This window comes from Rhizobium sp. N621, assembly GCF_001664325.1.
GTDB classification, from domain to species: domain Bacteria; phylum Pseudomonadota; class Alphaproteobacteria; order Rhizobiales; family Rhizobiaceae; genus Rhizobium; species Rhizobium esperanzae.
This window is the reverse complement of sequence record NZ_CP013495.1, coordinates 813254-828434: the sequence shown is the minus strand read 5'-3', so window position 1 is coordinate 828434 and position 15181 is coordinate 813254. Positions and strand designations below refer to the sequence as shown.

The window sequence follows — 15181 nt, the reverse complement described above, 5'->3', positions numbered from 1 at the left end:
ACCGCGCCGCGCAAGTCCCGGAGGTATGCAGCAGGCGCTTATTCGATTTTTGCGTTGCCGCAAGAATATCAGCGCCCGCCAAAATCACCAAATTCTTTTTTGACAGAGGGCTTTGCGGAAGAGTTTCGCCCCCGACCTGAGAAGGCCGATTTTTTTCAAAACAGGTATTTGCAATCGCCAGGCTTTTGTTTATAAGCGCCGCACACCAGCCGAACCGCCCGCCGGTTCGCCCTTGCTGGGGAATAGTTCAATGGTAGAACAGCGGACTCTGACTCCGTCGATCTTGGTTCGAATCCAGGTTCCCCAGCCAATCTTCTTCTTCAATCTCAGATAGCTCTGTTCTGTCGACAAAACAGGACAGACGGCTTTTTTGCTGGGTCCTATTCAAAGAGGATGATGCTTGCCGGAGTTGGCGGCATCGGTTTGACCGTGACGCCGGCGAGGCCGGCCAGTTTTGCCATCTCAGTCAGCTCGCTTTGCCTATAAGCCTGGCCCGCCGGTGTGCTGGCGAGCATCTCCCAGGAGAACGCCGCGGGAAAAGGCGGCGAGACGCCGTCTTCATTCGGCACGAAATCGACCGCGACGATCCGGCCATCCGCTGCAAGGCTCGCGGTGATCTTTCGCAACAGCTCAGCACATGTCGGCAAATTGAAATGGTGCAGGAAATTCGGAAGCAGGACGAGATCATAACCGGCGCCCCAGTCGACGTCGAAGGCGCTGCCGGCGATCGTCCGGTAACGGTCCGCCACGCCTGATTTTTCCGCATTCTGCCTCGACAGCTCCAAGACGGCGCCCCAGTCGACGGCGACGATCTCCGTCGATGGAAAGGCCTTGGCAATTTCGATGCCGAAGAGGCCCGGACCTGCCGCGATATCCAACACCTTTTTTGGAGGGCTCGGCCAGCCGGAGATTTCATCAGCCAATATTTTAGCGCTGAGACCGGTGAAGGAGCCCATGCCGCGCGCAAACTTCAACCAGACGGGATTGTCCGCCGACATGTTCGCAAGACCGGCCGAACCGCCGTTTCGCACGACGGCGGCCGGATCGCGCAGAAAATTATTCAGCACTTCGGGTGCAGCGGTAAACTCGACGGCAGAGCCCATAAAGGCCGGCGAATTGCGATCAAGGAACATTCTGGTCGAGGGCGTCATTCGGTACTGTTCGCCGTCCTTGGTCAGGAAGCCGTGGACCACGAGATAGTCGCAGAGGATGCGCACCCCTCGCTCCGAGGCGCTTGTTGCCGACGCCAGCCCTGCCGCCGTCTTGCCGTCGCCGATATGAGTAAAGAGATCAAGCTCGATCGCCGCCCTGATCGCCGCCGTCTTTCGGCATGCAAACAGTGCATCGACCACGAGTTCGGGCGACACGACGCCAGCATGGGCGTCCTCGACAATTGTTTCCATGGAATCCCCCGGAGCCTCGCCCGATCGTGTCTGGCAGCGCGCCAGCCGCAGAAATTATGCGTATATCCGCATATTCCACAATACTCCCCGCGCTAACCCTATCGGGTTCCCCGCCTCAATGACCGGGCTATTCTGCCGGCCGCCGCACACTTGTTGCGGTACATGCTCCGGGTGCCCATGAGGCAATCGGAGGCTGGCGACACCGCGAAATCGCGAAGACCGCTGCAGGAATGGAGAAATGCCGGTCCTCACCGGCCCAGTATCAGTATCAGGCCGCGGGATCGGCTCCATTTTCGAACTGCAGAAACCAGGCGTAAGTGGCTCGGATACCATCCTCGAGCGAGATGCGCGGTTTCCAGCCCATGTCCTGCAGCTTCTTGTTGCTCATCAGCTTTCGCGGCGTGCCGTCGGGCTTGGAAAGATCGTGGATGATCTCACCCTCGTAACCGACAACGCGGCAGACCAGACGCGTCAACTCGATAATTTCGAGATCCGTGCCCGAGCCGACATTGACGTGCTGCGAGCCCGAATAGGTTTTGAGCAGAAACACCAGGGCGTCGGCGCAGTCGTCGACGTGAAGAAACTCGCGGCGCGGGGTTCCCGTGCCCCAGACGACGATTTGCGGGTCTTTGCGCAGTTTCGCGGCATGCGCCTTGCGGATCAGCGCGGGCAGCACATGGCTGGAGTTCAGGTCGAAATTATCGCCGGGGCCATATAGATTGGTCGGCATGGCCGAAATGTAGTCCCGACCATATTGTTTGCGATAGGCTTCCGCGAGCTTAATACCGGCGATCTTGGCGATCGCGTACCATTCGTTGGTCGGCTCGAGCGGCCCGGTCAACAGAGCCTCTTCGGGAATCGGCTGTGGAGCGAGCTTCGGATAAATGCAGCTTGAGCCCAGGAAGAGAAGCCGGTCCACGCCACCACGATGGGCGGCTTCGAAGAGGTTGGTTTCGATAATCAGATTGTCATAGATGAATTCTGCGGGATAGCTGTCATTCGCAAGGATACCGCCAACCTTGGCAGCGGCGAGAATGATCGCGTCAGGCCGGGTTGCTTCAACAAATTTCTCGACCTGGTCCTGCCGCTTCAAATCGACCTCGGCGCGGGTTGCCGTGATGACCGTGCAATCTTCGGATTGAAGCCTGCGCACAAGCGCACTGCCGACCATACCACGATGACCGGCAACCCAGATCTTCTTGTTGGATAGATCGTACACTCAGACCTCTTTCCGGCCGCCTTGAGCCTTCCAGTGCTTGATATCCTCGCGCACCATCTCGGCGGCGAGCTCACGAACCGGCGTCTTATGGTGCCAGCCCAGATTCTGACGTGCCTTGGCCGGGTCGCCAAGCAACAGATCGACCTCCGTCGGGCGAAAATATCGAGGATCGATTTCCACAAGGCAAGCGCCGGACGCAGAGTCATAACCCTTTTCGTCGACGCCGGACCCCTTCCATTCCAAGGTGATGCCGACGTCGGCGAAGGCCCACTCGACAAACTGGCGGACATGCGTCGTCTCACCCGTCGCCAAGACGTAGTCATCCGGCTTATCCTGCTGCAGCATGAGCCACATGCCCTCAACATATTCGCGCGCATGACCCCAGTCACGCTGGGCGTCAAGATTTCCCAAAAAGAGCTTGTCTTGAAGTCCGAGGCTGATGGCGGCCACGGCCATCGTGATCTTGCGCGTGACGAAGGTCTCGCCGCGAAGCGGGCTTTCATGGTTGAACAGAATGCCGTTCGACGCGTGCATGCCGTAGGCCTCGCGATAATTCACGACGATCCAGTAGGCATAGAGCTTGGCTGCAGCATAGGGAGAGCGCGGATAAAAAGGCGTCTTCTCGTTCTGCGGCACTTGCTGCACGAGGCCGTAGAGTTCCGATGTCGATGCCTGGTAGAATCGGCTTTTTTTCTCAAGACCCAGGATGCGGATCGCTTCGAGCAACCTCAAGGTTCCGATACCATCGGCATCCGCCGTATATTCCGGCGTTTCGAAACTGACGCCGACATGGCTTTGTGCGGCAAGGTTGTAGATTTCATCGGGCTGTGTCTGCTGCACGATCCGCAGGAGGTTGGTCGAGTCGATCATATCGCCATAGTGGAGGATGAAGCGCGGATGAGTTTCGTGCGGATCCTGATAGATGTGCTCGATGCGGCCGGTGTTGAAAGACGACGATCGCCGCTTGATGCCGTGCACTGTATAGCCTTTGCTCAAAAGCAATTCGGCCAAATAGGCACCGTCCTGACCAGTTACCCCAGTAATAAGCGCGGTTTTCGTCATTTTTCACGTCGTCTTTCGATGCAATCTTCGGGAGGTGTTTATGGAAACGACCGAACCAGCGCAACCCCAATGTGACCGACACCCGGGACAAACGAAATTCAGCATTGTCGATCTCTTCGGTTGACGGCGGCTTGGCGCAATGAGACTAGAGCTTTCCATTTATCAGATGTCCAAAGGGAAAAACATGATCTTGGTGACGGGAGGCGCCGGCTTTATCGGTGCGAATTTCGTGCTCGACTGGCTTGCGCTTCACGATGAGCCGGTCGTCAACCTCGATGCCCTCACCTATGCCGGCAATCTTGAGAACCTCAACTCCATCTGGAGTGATCCGCGTCATGTCTTCGTCAAGGGCAGCATTGCGGATTACGACCTTGTCGACGCACTGCTCCGTGCCCATCAGCCTCGCGCCATTCTGAATTTCGCTGCCGAAAGTCATGTCGATCGATCGATCCATGGGCCAGAAGAATTTATCCAGACCAATATTGTCGGCACGTTTCGTCTGCTGGAGGCAATCCGGGGATTTCTTGCCTCACAGAATGAAGACTTCCGGGAAAGCTTTCGCTTCCTTCACGTATCGACGGACGAAGTCTATGGTTCGCTTGCTCCCGACGAGGCCGCTTTCAGCGAACATCGCAAATACGAACCCAATAGTCCTTATTCCGCGAGCAAGGCAGCAAGCGACCATCTGGTTCGCGCCTATCATCACACCTATGGCCTACCCGTTCTGACGACGAACTGTTCGAACAATTACGGTCCCTATCATTTTCCCGAGAAGCTTATTCCGCTCGTTATTCACAATGCCCTCTCGGGGAAACAGATTCCGATCTACGGAGACGGGATGCAGGTGCGCGACTGGCTGTTCGTCAAAGATCATTGCAGCGCCATTCGACGTGTTCTGGAAAGAGGAAAAGTCGGGGAAACCTACAATGTCGGCGGCAGGAATGAGCTGACGAACCTGTCGGTCGTCAATACGCTCTGCGAAATTCTCGACGAATTGAGGCCCCTGCCAAACGGGGCGAGCTACAAGGCCCAGATTTCCTTTGTGCGTGATCGGCCAGGTCATGATCGCCGTTACGCCATCGATGCGGCCAAGATAGAAAGGGACCTGGACTGGCGCCCTAGTGAGACCTTCGAGACAGGCATTCGCAAGACCGTCGAATGGTATCTCGCCAACGATGCTTGGGTAGAGAACGTCACAAGCGGCAGCTATCGACAGTGGATCAACCGGCAGTACCAATAACAGCTTGGTTAGAGGCAGGCTCCGCCCGCTGGCGGGACGTCAATACCTGATGAAATGGTGCAGGAAGCTTATGACCGGCCGGGGTACATGGCGTTGCACCCATCTGCGCGCCTTAACCCGGAAAAAGGGACGAATGCCGCCGGAAAAGCCGGGAGAAACCGTTCTGATCGCCTTCAGGGCTTGCATCAGAGCGCGTTCGTAGACCCTGTAAGCAGCGTCAGGTTCCTCGCAGACGGCGGTGTAGAAAGCCGACAACCGATCGAACATGCCATTGGTCAGCAACTGAAACTGGTGGAAGTGATAGAAGATCAGAGGCGAACCATCGACCTCGATCCTGCCTGATGCATCCTGCGAAAAATGCAGCTTTTCGTAGTTCCAGGGCGCGATCCCAGCTCCGGGATGCGCGATGATATGGCAATTCGGATACAGATCCGGCCATTCGTCCAAATACTTCTGATCACCCATCTTGCCGTCTTCCAGGCGATAGTAGCACCATTCGATGCACTGCTCGCGCCAGCGAGTGAGGCAGCGCATTCCCTCTTCGTCGCGCCGGAAACTCACCCATTCGACACAGAAACGGCCATTAATTTCCCGATTCTGCAGCCGCGGAGCAAAACGGTGTTCGATAATGGCGATGGAACTATTGCCGATTTCGTCGAAAATCGGCCTGAGCGGTGAATAAAACAGCAGATCGGAATCGAGATAGGTGATGAAATCGATTTCCGGATGGTGCGCCAGGACGAAACTCGGCAGACACGGAGACAGGGTCCAGCAATATTCGGCGACGCCGCGCGATTTCTTGACTTCCAGGAGTTCCGGCGTCTCGATATCGGCGAGTGGAATGCAGGTGATGTAGGACCTGTTGAGAGCGGTTAATATCTCCTGCGTCTGCTGGTCCATGCAAAGCACAAAAACATGCGCCTCGGGGCACCATTGGACGAGGCTCTCCATCATGGTCATTCCCTTGATGAGATAGCCGTTGTCGAAAAGGGTACAGAAATAGTTCGTCATGATTGGGTTTGTTTCCTGCACAAATAGGTGCGCATTGCATTGCCCTTGCGACTGTCGTGTGGATCCACGTTCTCGGTAAGCGTGAACGTCGCCAGGACGTGCAGGCCGTGAACCCGAAACATGTCCAATAGCTGCGGCTCGGAAAAATGGATTTCTATGGTCTCGACGCCATAGGCCTGTTTGCGGAAATACTTGGTCGGCTCGCCATAGACAACAGGCGTACGGTGAAAAATCACGTATTCCTTGGCAACTCGGGCGCTCTCTGCGATCGCCGCGTCATAATTGGGGATATGCAGCAGACAACATCCTGAGACGACGACGTCGAAAGCGTCATTCTGATAGCTGAGCCGCGTCGCATCCTCCACGTCGAACGACAGCCCGGGATAGATGCTGCGCGCCATATCGATGAAAGCGTCCGAGTAATCGCAGCCGCGATAACGCAGCGGCAAGCCACTCACATCAAGCACTTCGGAATAATAGCCGCTGGAACAACCGATTTCGAGCAGCGAAGCATTGGCCGGAAGATTGTCGATGCTGCGCAAAGCCGCGGTAAAAACATCGAATACGTCAATGGTAGCGCCGCTGCGGTATTCCCTCAGCTGGCGCTCGACGAGGGCTCTCTGACGGGCGGGCAGATCACTCGCTTTCCAAGATGCGGCAAGGCGCGAACTCTCGCTGTCTCGACGAGCCGCCTCTATCTCGACATAGCGGGACGATACCGACGTCGCCGGCAACAGCCGTTCACGCAATCGCTTCAATTGGCTCTTCACCCCCGGAAAGCGATTGAGACTCGTACGCAGAAACGACATCAGCCCTGTTTCTCCAGATATCGTTCGAGGATCGGCACCAATTCTTCCATTCTCGATTTGTAGGTGTGGTCCTTCAGCGTCCTTGCCTGACCAGCCTTCGCGATCGCATCGGCCTCGTCGGGGTGGTCTATATAGTAGCGGACGAGTTCTGTCGCTTCCTCAGCACTGGAATAGGCAACCACTTCCTTGCCGACCTCGAAAATCTCCCCGAGATTATCCTTCCTATCGGTTATCAGCAGCGATCCGACACCGGTCGCCTCATAGAGCCGCATGTTATTGGCGTTGTTTTCGGCCACATTGATGTGTCGGTTGACGGTGATCCGGCTGCGCGCCAGCGCGCGATACATATCCGGGCCCCAGACTTCGCCATTGTGACGCTTGCGAATCGGAGAAGAGCGCGGGAGCGTCTTCGCGCCGTAGCCGAAAAACTGTATCGGCGTGGTATCGGCAAGATGTTCGAGCAAGGGAACGGCCTTGCCGTGATGACGGCTTATGCCGCCGACGAAGCTCACCGGCACATCGCGCCTGATATCGCCAAGGAGATCGAGCACTCGAGTATCGAAGCCAATCCTGAAATATTCGGATTTTATCCCCATCTCATGAAAACGGGATACGAAATGGGGGAAAGACGTCAGAATAAGGTCATAGGGTCGCAGAAACTCACCCGGTGGCAGCGGACAAGCGATCTGGCCGACAATCAACGGCACCGTCTTCTTCAGCTCCGTCAGGGCATGCGGCGGAAAGAAGCTGAGATCCTGACAGTAGAGTACATCCGGCTTGAATGCTCGAACACGGGCCATCGCGACCTCCAGCAAGCCAGGGAGCGCCGCCAGGCGTGCGCCAACATAAGGCAGCCTGAAAAACCGATGCGGCAGTTTCATCGCCCAAGCGCTGAATGGCTCGTTGTTTTCTTGCGCCCAGGCGGACTGAAGCGGGACACAATTGCCGATGATGTCAATGACGTCGCAACCCTGGTCCTTCAGGTGGCGCGAGTAGAAATCGGACGTGCCGAATGCGGCAGCCAAAAGAGCTTTCGTCTGTTCTGGCGAAGTCGATTTTCGGAGCTGTGGCCGCCGCGCATAGAATTGCTTCAGAAACCGCGCGTAATAGGTGTCAAATATTGCTATTTTCATGTTCACCGTCTGGTTGACTACCGGGACGTTCCTGGGACGTTCTATAGACGCTACCGACAACTTTTGCCGGGTTCCCGGCAATTATCGCCCCCTCGGGGAAATTTCCGCGGACGACCGCACCCGCAGCGATAATGCTATCACGTCCTATTTCCGTGCCACGCAAGATCAGGGCGTTGGTGCCAATGAACACATTATCGCCAATGTGCACCGGTGCAGTCTTTATATCCGCCTCGACATCCGAATGACGGCGCCCTTCCGGACGTATCGGATGAAAGTCCGTGTCGAAAATCGTGACGTTGGCTCCCATCAGCACTTCGGCGCCGATTGAAATCCGTGCAGCCGAGACGATGGTTGCACCACTGATCCCACTGTCTGCGCCAATGCTGATCTTCGATCCGGCGCGAATGGTCGCTATCTTCACCGGATGATTGAGAGCCAGCGCTGTAAATCGGGAATCAGAACACAGGACGACGCGATCACCGATGTGAATGTCACTGTCAGGATGCCGTTGCAACAGGGGGGCGCCATAGAGCACAACATCGCGGCCAACGCTTACTCCGTGACGTTTCAGTTCGCTAAGCCGCCTTGCACGCACAACGGAAACGGCAAATTTTTTAAGGCTGGTCGTCATCCTTCCCAAAAGGACACGAGCGTAAAAGAAATAGGCCATGCGGAAAGGTGCGGTCAATCTCTGCACCGGTGAACCGACAAGCGAATAGAAGATCAGGCGTTGAAAAACGTTGTGAGGAGAGCGCCTGCCAAACAATCGTTTTTTCCATGAATGCCTGGAGACGTCGTTTCCATATACTGGCGGCGAATAGACGATTGCTTTTGTGCTGACGATCAGAGGCACTCCGGCGCGCGAAAAGCGCATCGCGATTTCATAATCGGCCATGTAGTGCGGCAAAAGGCGTGGCCGCATACCGCCATATTTCCGAAACAAGAGGGCTGGATATAGAGTACCTCGACCGCTCAATGCATCCACGCGGTATTGGCTCTCAGGCGACCGTTGTTGCGCTTCGCTCAATTCCGAAAGAAGATCCCAAATCGCGAACCTGTTGATGTTGATCCGAGGTCCTATACTCACAAGAGGCGGATCTTTCCCCTCTTCATGGATAACGCTTCCGACGGCGGCTTCGCCATTCGCCTTGGATGTTTGCACCAGGGTTTCAACATAATCTTCGCCGAACCAGGTATCATTATTCAGAAACAGGATATAATCTTCCGCCTTGCAAGACGGAAGGACGTGTTTCAGCCCCTCCTCGATGGCACCCCCCCACCAAAGATTGCCGTCGCCTCGGATTTCGACCACATCGCCCTGCGACTGCAGGTATTCTGCCGTTCCATCGGTCGAACCGTCGTTGACAACGACGATCGTCAGCGCGTCGGCGAGAGTTTGTCTCCTGAGCGCGTCCAACACCTTCCGGGTGTGCTCCAGACGATTGAAGACAGGGATAATGACGTTAACGCGCATCGCTAGATTTCCGGCTTCTCAAGAAACCAGCCAGTATACGACCATTCGTATTGTCCCTGAGCTGGCGTAAGGCCAATGCCCCAACGCGTCAATTCTTGCAAGGGCGGCGGTGTTGCTATTCCAAATGTCCCAGCTGGCTGGAAACTGTCCAGCACTTCGTAGCCATGCCTCGCGAAGCGATCTTGCAATTCATGCGCGTTCAAGAACCACACGGGGTAGCTCGCGCGATAGATGCGCTCCGGCACATGCTGCACAAAAGGGACGTCGGCGACATCGAACTGCGCGCTTGTTCTATCAACAAGGATGAACTTGATGTCTTTCGAAAGTAGGCTCTCAAGATGCTGATGAGGATATTCGAGATACTGGAGCACGCCCGAGAGCAGAACGACGTGAGGGTTCACAAGATCGATTGCTTCTTCGAGGCAATGAGAAAAGCTCAGAAGCCCGTCTTCAAATTCTGCTCGGCCTGCTTCTGCAAAATGAGGCTGCTCGACGACGCACCATTTCAATTCCGCGAGATGAGCGAGTTTTGACCGGTGTTGGAAATAGGAGCTTCCGAGCGCGCCTCCAAAGTCGACCACTCTCAAACGACCATCGGATCTGGATGCAACATAGAGCAGCCAGGCAAGCAGCGGATGCGAGTAGCTTCTTTCCTTGAAGATTACAGTGTCGCGCTCATATGAGGCACGGCCCTGAACAACTGCGCGTGTGGCTTCGACGGCTTTTGCAAGAATGGCCGGCGCATCATAGCCGGTTGAATCAGCCATTGCCGAACGCCAATCATCGTAAGGTCCGTCGAAAGTGATGTTGTGCCGTCGGAATTCGGCCCAGATCTCCTGTTCGCGCGCTTGTGGCGATTCTCGCGTCACCTCAAGCAGACAGTGGATTCCCGGGAGCGCAAATTTAAGCCGTCTCATTCTTCAAACCAGGCTTGGAACGGCCGTCGCTCAAATTCGTCCAGTGCCCCACCGGGTGTGGAATTGAAGATGCGGATATCATTTGCTCGCGCGATATTTGCGATGGCTCTATATTGTCGCCACAGCCGCGCCGCCTGCTGAAAGTCGTCGTGACGGTTCGTTGTCGGGGTGCCGTCCGCATTTACGGTGAAATCTTTTCCTTTTTGCACCTTAAGGTCGAAAGCGTATTCATAGGTTGCCGACAGGAAGCGATCGTGGTCGACGCCCAGCAGGATGATTTCTTTGAAACCAAGATACATCGCTATCATGAGGGCCATCACCGGGACTGAATCGACGCGCGGCACTGGTTTGGAGATATCGACGATTTCCACAGATGGTCTTTCGTCGAAGCTTTCGCCGAGCATGAGATACCGGACCGTTCGTCCCGAAAACAGATTGTGTTTTCGAACCAGCTCCGCTTCCGTGGAGCTGAGGAACAGTTCCGCGCCGCCCAGGTGGGAATGCATCTCCTCGAACCAGCGGACCACGTCCTCGGGTGTCATTAATCCGTAGGTGATTTGCGGAACACAATGATAGCGAGACTGGAACTTGTCGAAATCGGAATGCAAATAGCCGTTGGAAACGGTTATGACATTTTCGCCTTGAAGCCGCGACAGATCCAAGCCCTTGACACTCGGTCCATTTCCTAAAATGAAACAGCGTTGGTCCGCACGCAGCCCGGCAAGCTGCCTATTTTCTGCCAGCGATCTCGCGACATCAGCAGATAACTTGTGACGATTTTTGAGCCTGCGCTTCAGCTCATGCACACCGTAGGGAAGCAGCATGGAGCCAAAGGTCAAAATCTTCCTCAAGGCTGCAGCCACTTCACCACCTCGAAGACTTCGGCGTATTTTACACCGATGCGCTGGCCGGCGTTCTCGGCTTCATTGCGGAAGAAGCTCACCCATTTCCGCCCGGTGCGCTCCATCTCGGATTCATGGGCAAGGATCGCTTTTTCCTTCTGGTCCCAATGGGTGGTGATGTCGACGTAGAAATTTCCCCTGAAATCGACGGTCGAATGATACCAGTTGCTGCGATACATCAGGAGGCGGGGCACATGACGGCAGCTGTGCAGCGATGCGCGCGACAAGGCCAAGTGATCATGATGGATGTCGCCCACCCAATGGGTATAGACCATATCGATCTTCAGATCCTGCACGAGCTTGAGGATCTCGATATTCAGCGGGTCGACGAATTCGATCTGGAGCGTTTTGAACTCGCCGCAAAACATCTTGTGGACGCCGAGAATTTCCATCGCAGCATCCGCTTCCGCTCTGGCGACCTGGCTGCTCCGCACGGACTGGTCATATTGGTTGGAAAAGCCGGAGACGGTCGCGACATAGACGTAAACCGTATCGCCGTTTGCTGTATGGCGTGCCAGTGCACCACCGCAGCCCAGCTCCACGTCGTCAAAATGGGCACCGATCGCGAGAATATTCATTTGCAACTCCAGAGCAGGTCACGCGTGCCTGCAATACCACAATTCAGCAGTGTGTCGAGAATACTGAGATAGGGAATGAACTCGCCGAAGGGCTGTGGATAAACCGGATGGACGAAATGCTGCCACTCGATTTCAATTCCGGCTGCCTCGAATAGTTCCGGTCGCATATAGTCGCGCGCGCCGAGACCCGAGAGATAGCGTGTTGCTCCCACTTTGCCCAGCAATTCGACAAGCAACTCGTTCCTATGACCCTCAGGGCTTAGAGTGCTCGATCGCACCGTCGGCATTGTGATTTCAAGCATATCCAGAATACCGTCCAGGAAATGCATGTTGAAATCGGCCAAAAGGTCGAACCGCTTGCCGTAGAGGGCTTCGATTCGGGGAAAGACTTCGCTCCAGCCGGCCGACTTGCGATAGTTTTCGCGAAGCAAGGAAAGGTTCTGATCTATCCAACCGGTGCCGGGCGCCAGCTCCACCTCGTTGATTGGGGTGCCGAAGCTTGGCTTTCTGATTCCGACGGTGAGCCAGCGATCCCCTTGCGCCGTCTTGATCCTGTCACGATGGGTCCAGCTCTTGCTCGTGCCGTGGACAAACTGGACATGATCCAGAACGATGTAGAGGTCGGCGTTCAGAAAACGCTGAAAAAAACCGAGATAGGAGGCAAAGTCCGGCTGATGGATCACCGCTGTCAGGGTCATGCAGCCAATCTTTCCAGCAAATCGGCAACGCGGCCCAGCCCGCCAAGGTCGACCTTGGTCATGGCGGTCTCGCTCATGCTCCGGATGGGGATCGCCTTCTCCAGGATGCCGAGATCGAAAGCCGAGTGATGCCCGGCGAAGAACGCTGCTCCAAGCTCCTCGAGCGCACGCCCGACCGGGACTTCAAAAGGTTCGTTGGCGACCACGACACAGGGCAGGCCGGCCGCACAAGCTTCGAAGGGCGTAAGGCCGCCACCGGTAATCGCCAGATCGTGCCCGTACATCTCCGCCGCAAGCGACGGCACCTGGTTCAGCAATCTGAACCGATCCGGCGCGGCGGTCGCGACCACCTCTTCAAGCTCCGCCATGTGCTGGAAGCTCGGGCCCGTGACAATGGTGACAGGAAAAGCCTTGCTGCTCAGCCATTTGGCGACGCGAACCGTCACTCCGTAAGTATCGGCGCCGCCGAGCGTGACAAGTATTGATGCAAGCTTTTCCCGAACTCTGCGATAGCTGGCGATTTCAGGATTGAGTATCATGTACCCTACGCCCAGCCGAACGTCCCTGCCTTTCAGGCCCTCCGTGTTTTCGAACAGGAGAGCGCAGATATTCAGGTCGGCAAGTTCCGCGCCATCACCACGATCATCAAAGGTGACAAGCTTGGCGTCCAAGCGCTTGATCGTCTCGCTATGGAGCCGCTGGGTGTTAAGGCGATCGTTGATCCAGATCGGAGACGAAGCAGCGGCTTCGAGGAAAGCCTTTTCCCATCCCGTCACGGCGGCGAGATCATAAAGCGCCACGTCAAAACCGCGCTCGCGGATGATTCTCAAGGAATTCGGATGATCGTTCACCAAAAAACGGACCGAGTGACCGCGGGTGCGCAATTCCGCTGCGAGCGTCAGCGACCGAAAGAGATGACCCATGCCGCGTGCATGTGAACTTTCTATGCAGAAGACGAACATAGCCGGATCGCTTCTTCCGTCCCGAGCCAATTCCCACCCGCCTGCGCTGCGAGTGCACGGGCGCGGCTCCAATCTTCCTCGGTATCCACCGTCAGGCGCAGCTCCGGAGAGATTTTGGCCGAGGGCACATCGAGCTGACCGATCTTGAACAGTTCGGGCCGATCGGTGAAGTATTCATTCACGTGTTCGCGATGGTGCGGCAGCTTCCCCTCGCGGTGGCTGCGCGCCAGGGCTTCGAAGGTAAATATCTCGGCGCCGACGCCAATAGGCAACTGGCCAAAGGCATGCGTGTAATCGAATCTCTGCTTTTGGTGCAGGTCGATCAGCCTCTCGAGTTCCTCGATGTCGGTGAAAGGATTATCTGCGGTCAACCGCACGATATCCGACATCCCGAGCGATCTCGCGCACTGAAAATAACGATCGAGAACATCGGTTTCGTCGCCGCGAAAGCAGCTGACGCCGTGCTCAAGGCACCAGGCTTCGATAACATCGTTCTCGCTGGCGGACGATGTCGCAACGACAACCTTGGCCGGGCGCTTCAACATCTGAAGCCGACCAAGGACATGTCCGAGCAGGGGCTTTCCGGAAATGTCGCGAAGCACTTTTCCCGGCAGCCGCGTCGATCCCATCCGCGCCTGGATAATAATTCCAAGCGTCACGCCAGATCGCTCCACTGGAGGACCGCGTCCGCATCGAGGTCGTTTGCGACCCGCCGTCCTGCGAGAGCGTCGAAATGCTTCGGTTCAATTCCTGTTCCAGGCCGCTTGACGGAAATGTCGCCGACGGAGATGACATGGCCGGCCTTGAGCGGTCGGTTGACGACAACGCTCTTGCGATTGTTCAACCTCGTCGTCGCTTCACTCGCAGCCGGCTCCTTGCGGCCACTGCCTTTCATGATCTCGAAGGCGCGTATCGCGTCGACGAGCCATTTCATTTCCGCCGGATCGGCCGAAAGCATATGGTCCGGGCCGTCTGCGGCCTTGTCATAGGTGAAATGACGTTCAATGACCCGGGCGCCCATTGCGACAGCGCACAGGCTTGCGACCGGGGTCAGCGTATGGTCGGAATAACCGACGTCAAGATCCGGAAACGCTTCCATCATCGTTTGCATCGCGCGCAGGTTCACATTTTCCGGATGCGTCGGATAACTCGTGATGGCATGCAGCAGAATGAGCTTGTCGTTGCCGGCCTCCTTGATTGCGGCGACGGACCCCCGAACTTCGTCGAGCGTCGACATCCCCGTCGACAGGATTATCGGCTTGCCGGTTCTTGCCAGATAACGGAGAAAGGGGATGTTGACCGCGTCGTCCGAACCCACCTTGTGGGCGCCGACTCCACACTTCTCCAGTAGGTCGACATCCGTTTCATGCGAGGGCGAGGAGAACCAGTCCAGCCCGTGCTCTTCGGCATAGCGAAACACCGCTTCGTGAAGCTCGTGACCGATTTCGTATTTGCGGAATAGTTCGAACTGCGAGGTAACGCCGGTGTTCTCCATGTCGAACATGGCGTTGCGGCTCGACAGGGTCTCCGCGCGATAGGTCTGGAGCTTGACGGCATCCACCCCCGCCGCTTTTGCCTCGTCAATCAGGCGCCTTGCCTGATCAAACGTCGTGAAGTTTCCGCCGATCTCAGCGATGATGTAGCACCGATCAGGCCGGTAATTCCGGAACATCCTGTTACTCCCTGTAATTCACGACCGGCAAAGCCGCCCCGCTCTCGCGGCGATCGCAGCCCCTAAACTATAGGCTTGGCGACGTCTGGCCGTAGCGCGTG

The 15181-nt window shown here is 56.3% G+C and carries 15 protein-coding genes and 1 tRNA gene; 2 read left to right on the top strand and 14 right to left on the bottom strand.

Annotation, left to right across the window (positions count from 1 at the left end; translation table 11 throughout):
• Positions 1 to 236: 236 nt before the first annotated feature.
• A tRNA-Gln gene (locus tag AMK00_RS04040) sits at positions 237 to 310 on the top strand.
• A gap of 70 nt (positions 311 to 380) precedes the next feature.
• Here AMK00_RS04040 and AMK00_RS04035 read toward each other — a convergent pair.
• The 3 genes from AMK00_RS04035 to gmd form a co-directional block, all read right to left on the bottom strand.
• Complete coding sequence (locus AMK00_RS04035; RefSeq protein ID WP_064809649.1) at positions 381 to 1403, bottom strand: class I SAM-dependent methyltransferase; 1023 nt, start codon at positions 1401 to 1403, stop codon at positions 381 to 383.
• Between the two features lie 268 nt (positions 1404 to 1671).
• The gene (gene fcl / locus AMK00_RS04030) at positions 1672 to 2622 is read right to left on the bottom strand and encodes a GDP-L-fucose synthase (protein WP_064800761.1); all 951 of its coding nucleotides are present in this window, start codon (positions 2620 to 2622) and stop codon (positions 1672 to 1674) included.
• Positions 2623 to 3684 carry a GDP-mannose 4,6-dehydratase gene (gene gmd, locus AMK00_RS04025; RefSeq protein ID WP_064809648.1) on the bottom strand — a complete coding sequence of 354 codons (1062 nt, stop codon included), beginning with the start codon at positions 3682 to 3684 and terminating at the stop codon, positions 2623 to 2625.
• Positions 3685 to 3868: 184 nt separating this feature from the next.
• Between gmd and rfbB the strand changes: the two genes are divergently transcribed.
• On the top strand, positions 3869 to 4924 hold the full coding sequence (gene rfbB, locus AMK00_RS04020; RefSeq protein ID WP_064809647.1) for a dTDP-glucose 4,6-dehydratase: 1056 nt from the start codon (positions 3869 to 3871) through the stop codon (positions 4922 to 4924).
• Between the two features lie 39 nt (positions 4925 to 4963).
• Here rfbB and AMK00_RS04015 read toward each other — a convergent pair whose 3' ends face one another.
• From AMK00_RS04015 to AMK00_RS03965, 11 genes are all read right to left on the bottom strand, one after another.
• Positions 4964 to 5935, bottom strand: a complete 972-nt coding sequence (locus AMK00_RS04015; RefSeq protein ID WP_064809646.1) for a hypothetical protein — start codon at positions 5933 to 5935, stop codon at positions 4964 to 4966.
• Positions 5932 to 6684 carry a class I SAM-dependent methyltransferase gene (locus AMK00_RS04010; protein WP_237350436.1) on the bottom strand — a complete coding sequence of 251 codons (753 nt, stop codon included), beginning with the start codon at positions 6682 to 6684 and terminating at the stop codon, positions 5932 to 5934. Before AMK00_RS04010 ends, AMK00_RS04015 begins: the two co-directional genes overlap by 4 nt.
• A gap of 59 nt (positions 6685 to 6743) precedes the next feature.
• A complete protein-coding gene (locus AMK00_RS04005; protein WP_237352967.1) occupies positions 6744 to 7937 on the bottom strand; it encodes a CgeB family protein in 1194 nt (397 codons plus the stop codon).
• The gene (locus AMK00_RS04000; protein WP_064809643.1) at positions 7858 to 9351 is read right to left on the bottom strand and encodes a glycosyltransferase; all 1494 of its coding nucleotides are present in this window, start codon (positions 9349 to 9351) and stop codon (positions 7858 to 7860) included. The genes AMK00_RS04005 and AMK00_RS04000 overlap by 80 nt, the downstream gene beginning before the upstream one ends.
• Before the next feature lie 2 nt (positions 9352 to 9353).
• The gene (locus AMK00_RS03995; RefSeq protein ID WP_237350434.1) at positions 9354 to 10118 is read right to left on the bottom strand and encodes a TIGR04325 family methyltransferase; all 765 of its coding nucleotides are present in this window, start codon (positions 10116 to 10118) and stop codon (positions 9354 to 9356) included.
• A gap of 146 nt (positions 10119 to 10264) precedes the next feature.
• Entirely contained in the window at positions 10265 to 11131 is an 867-nt protein-coding gene (locus tag AMK00_RS03990) for a hypothetical protein (RefSeq protein ID WP_041683541.1), read from the bottom strand.
• Positions 11116 to 11748 (bottom strand): PIG-L deacetylase family protein, encoded by a 633-nt coding sequence (locus tag AMK00_RS03985; RefSeq protein ID WP_012482757.1) that lies wholly within the window; start codon positions 11746 to 11748, stop codon positions 11116 to 11118. Before AMK00_RS03985 ends, AMK00_RS03990 begins: the two co-directional genes overlap by 16 nt.
• Entirely contained in the window at positions 11745 to 12446 is a 702-nt protein-coding gene (locus tag AMK00_RS03980; protein WP_012482756.1) for a WbqC family protein, read from the bottom strand. Before AMK00_RS03980 ends, AMK00_RS03985 begins: the two co-directional genes overlap by 4 nt.
• Positions 12443 to 13408 carry a PseG/SpsG family protein gene (locus AMK00_RS03975; RefSeq protein WP_004677162.1) on the bottom strand — a complete coding sequence of 322 codons (966 nt, stop codon included), beginning with the start codon at positions 13406 to 13408 and terminating at the stop codon, positions 12443 to 12445. Before AMK00_RS03975 ends, AMK00_RS03980 begins: the two co-directional genes overlap by 4 nt.
• Complete coding sequence (locus tag AMK00_RS03970) at positions 13390 to 14067, bottom strand: cytidylyltransferase domain-containing protein (RefSeq protein ID WP_012482754.1); 678 nt, start codon at positions 14065 to 14067, stop codon at positions 13390 to 13392. Before AMK00_RS03970 ends, AMK00_RS03975 begins: the two co-directional genes overlap by 19 nt.
• Positions 14064 to 15080 (bottom strand): N-acetylneuraminate synthase family protein, encoded by a 1017-nt coding sequence (locus AMK00_RS03965; protein WP_064809642.1) that lies wholly within the window; start codon positions 15078 to 15080, stop codon positions 14064 to 14066. The genes AMK00_RS03970 and AMK00_RS03965 overlap by 4 nt, the downstream gene beginning before the upstream one ends.
• Positions 15081 to 15181 lie beyond the last annotated feature (101 nt).

What these genes read in the sequence shown, in the direction of transcription:
- AMK00_RS04035 (WP_064809649.1), bottom strand. Translation starts at nt 1,403, where the DNA reads ATGGAAACAATTGTCGAGGACGCCCATGCTGGCGTCGTGTCGCCCGAA.
- gmd (WP_064809648.1), bottom strand. Translation starts at nt 3,684, where the DNA reads ATGACGAAAACCGCGCTTATTACTGGGGTAACTGGTCAGGACGGTGCC.
- rfbB (WP_064809647.1), top strand. Translation starts at nt 3,869, where the DNA reads ATGATCTTGGTGACGGGAGGCGCCGGCTTTATCGGTGCGAATTTCGTG.
- AMK00_RS04015 (WP_064809646.1), bottom strand. Translation starts at nt 5,935, where the DNA reads ATGACGAACTATTTCTGTACCCTTTTCGACAACGGCTATCTCATCAAG.
- AMK00_RS04000 (WP_064809643.1), bottom strand. Translation starts at nt 9,351, where the DNA reads ATGCGCGTTAACGTCATTATCCCTGTCTTCAATCGTCTGGAGCACACC.
- AMK00_RS03995 (WP_237350434.1), bottom strand. Translation starts at nt 10,118, where the DNA reads ATGGCTGATTCAACCGGCTATGATGCGCCGGCCATTCTTGCAAAAGCC.
- AMK00_RS03985 (WP_012482757.1), bottom strand. Translation starts at nt 11,748, where the DNA reads ATGAATATTCTCGCGATCGGTGCCCATTTTGACGACGTGGAGCTGGGC.
- AMK00_RS03980 (WP_012482756.1), bottom strand. Translation starts at nt 12,446, where the DNA reads ATGACCCTGACAGCGGTGATCCATCAGCCGGACTTTGCCTCCTATCTC.
- AMK00_RS03975 (WP_004677162.1), bottom strand. Translation starts at nt 13,408, where the DNA reads ATGTTCGTCTTCTGCATAGAAAGTTCACATGCACGCGGCATGGGTCAT.
- AMK00_RS03965 (WP_064809642.1), bottom strand. Translation starts at nt 15,080, where the DNA reads ATGTTCCGGAATTACCGGCCTGATCGGTGCTACATCATCGCTGAGATC.